This is a genomic window from Frankia umida (assembly GCF_023242945.1).
In the GTDB taxonomy this organism is placed as follows: Bacteria; Actinomycetota; Actinomycetes; order Frankiales; family Frankiaceae; genus Frankia; species Frankia umida.
Window position 1 is genome coordinate 1 of record NZ_JALKFT010000087.1, and the last position, 1665, is coordinate 1665.

The window sequence follows — 1665 nt, forward strand, 5'->3', positions numbered from 1 at the left end:
ACCCATTCGTCTGGGTTGGTGTCGGGGGCGTAGGGCGGGAGGCGGAAGATGCGAAGTCGCCCTTGTGTGCTGGCGACAATGGCCGTAGGTTAAATGATCCCTTGGAGGTTTGAGGGATGGTTGGTCATCGGAAGTCGAGGCAGTGGAGTTCGAGACGGTGGGTGACGGGCCGGGTGGGTGGATCGTCGGTCTTGCGGCGGGGGTAGTCGCTGTGCCTGCGGGTCTTGCGGGGTGCGGTGCGGTCGGGGCGGTTACGGATGGCCAGGCGCGGGTCGCAGATCTCGAGGAGGAACGCGAGGAGTGCCTGTTCAGGGGGGGAAAGCCGCGGTCCCGATGGAATCGGACGCGGCGGCCAGGGCCCGACGGAAACTGATCTTGTCGGGTGGGGTGCCGGTGGTGTCGGCGGCGACGCCGATGAGGCGGGCGAGGGCCTGGTAGACGGCGAACAGGGCCCACATCTCCTGGGCGACGCCTTCGGGGTCCTTGCTGCGCAGGACGGGTCGTCCTTCACCGAGATCGGTCTTGTGGTGGCCGATCACGGTCTCGCATCCCCACCTGGTCGGGTAGGCGCAGGCCAGGTCGAGCATGGACCATTCCTCGGGGTCGAGCAGGTCGGTGACCAGGCAGAACAGCTCTGAGCTGGTCGGGCCGTCGGCGGTGGTGGAGTGCACGGTGTACTCGATCACCCGGACCGTCAGTGGTGGTCCGTCGCGTGTGCGGGCAGGTGTCAGCTCGGCGAGGTAGCTGCCGTCGTCGAGGACGCGGACCGGAGCCAGCGTGAAGTTCGCCTTCGCCCGCCACAGCAGGTGCGCCCCGGTCGCCACGACCTCGCTGGCGAGCCGGTGGGACAGGAAGTTGCGGTCGGCCAGGGTCAGCATGCCCGGGCCCAGATGCGCCAGCAGGTCACGGGCCAGCGCCGGCTCGCCCGTGGTCCACGGGCCGAACGACGCGCCCAGCAGGGCACCGGTGGCGGCCTCGGCGGCGATGACCCAGCGAACCTTCGGGAACGGCGCCGGCCCGCCGGCGTTCGACGGCCCGGCGAAGAACACCCGGTTCTTCTCCGTGTCCGGCAGATCACAGGTCGACCCGTCGATCTGCACCAGCCGCAGGCCGTGCAGGAACACCCCCGTCTGACCAGCCACCCCGACCGGCCCCGCCGCATGCTCGAACAGCATCCGCACCGGATCCGACCCGATCCGCGCCCGCGCCTCACCCAGCGACGGGCTCGCCGGTAACGACCAACCCGCCCCACCCGGCTCACCCGCCGCCAACGCAGCGGCCCGGCGCTGGAAGTGCAGCCCGCTGGTCAACCGGGCCAGCACCTGCACATAGCCACAGTTGCGCCCCCGGAACAGCCACAACGCCAACACGAAGTACACCACCAGCCGCGACGGCAACAACCGGCGGCGAACCTCCGCGGTGTCCGTCACCGCCAACACCCGGTCCACCAGCTCCGGCGGGTACACCCGCGTCAACACACCCACCGTCACCCGGTCCGGCAACCAGCCCTCCGGCGACAGCCCCTCACTCCCGTCATGCCCCACAGACCAAGCCTACGACACGACAATCCCTTAACCTACGGCCATTGGTGCTGGCGACGAACTCGCGGACGGCCTTCGAATCGTGGTATTTGGCGCCGTCGACGATGAGAAAAACATTTCCGCC

The 1665-nt window shown here is 69.1% G+C and carries 1 protein-coding gene; it reads right to left on the reverse strand.

The genetic code is table 11. From position 1 onward, the window contains the following. Positions 1–308 precede the first annotated feature (308 nt). The gene (locus MXD59_RS25875) at positions 309–1544 is read right to left on the reverse strand and encodes an IS4 family transposase (protein ID WP_248827178.1); all 1236 of its coding nucleotides are present in this window, start codon (positions 1542–1544) and stop codon (positions 309–311) included. Positions 1545–1665: the final 121 nt, after the last annotated feature.